Source organism: Melaminivora alkalimesophila (genome assembly GCF_000282995.1).
In the GTDB taxonomy this organism is placed as follows: Bacteria; Pseudomonadota; Gammaproteobacteria; order Burkholderiales; family Burkholderiaceae_C; genus Melaminivora; species Melaminivora alkalimesophila.
In genome coordinates, this window is record NZ_ALEE01000836.1 from 1 (window position 1) to 732 (window position 732).

Consider the following 732-nt stretch of genomic DNA (forward strand, 5'->3'; position numbering starts at 1 on the left):
CGTCAGCCGACCTATGGCGCGACCGTGGTGCGCCTCGCGCAGCGCATCGGCGGCACGGTGCTGGGGCTGCTCCTGGGCTGGGCGCTGTTGCGGCTGTTTCCGCAGGCCTATGTGCAGGCGCTGCTGGCGCTGGGCAGCGGCGTGCTGTTCTTCCTCACGCGCACGCAGCGTTACGTGGCCGCCTCGGTGGCCGTGACGGTGATGGTGCTGATGCTGTTCCACCAGGGCGATGCCGAGGGCGACGCGCTGATCGTGGCGCGGCTGCTCGATACGGTGGTGGGGGCGGCAATCGCCGCCGCGGCGTTGCTGCTGGTGCTGCCGGACTGGCAGGGCCGGCGCCTGGGGGCAGCCGCGGCCGACGCGCTGCAGGCCTGTGCGCGCTACCTGGAGCAGATCATGCTGCAACACGCCGAGGGGCGCGAGGACGATCTGGACTACCGCGTGGCGCGGCGCGCCGCGCACAACGCAGACGCGGCGCTCTCCGCCACACTTGGCCACATGCTGCGCGAGCCGCCCTGGGTGCGTCGCCACGCCGAGGCCGGCACGGAGCTGCTGGTGCAGGTCCACGCGCTGCTGGGCTACCTGTCGGCCCTGGCGGCCCACCGCGAGCTGCAGGCCGGGGCGGCCGGCGCCCTGGCGGAAGCGGACCGCGCCCTGGCCGAGCAGGCGGCGGCCGGGCTGCAGGCAGCGATCGGCGAGCTGGCGGACTCGCTGCGCGCGCACCGGCGGCCA

Annotated in this window: 1 protein-coding gene; it reads left to right on the forward strand. The window is 75.0% G+C overall.

What is annotated here, in order from left to right; all coding sequences use genetic code 11:
- A partial coding sequence (locus tag A612_RS16030; RefSeq protein WP_040437234.1) for an FUSC family protein occupies positions 1 to 732 on the forward strand: 732 nt, incomplete at both ends.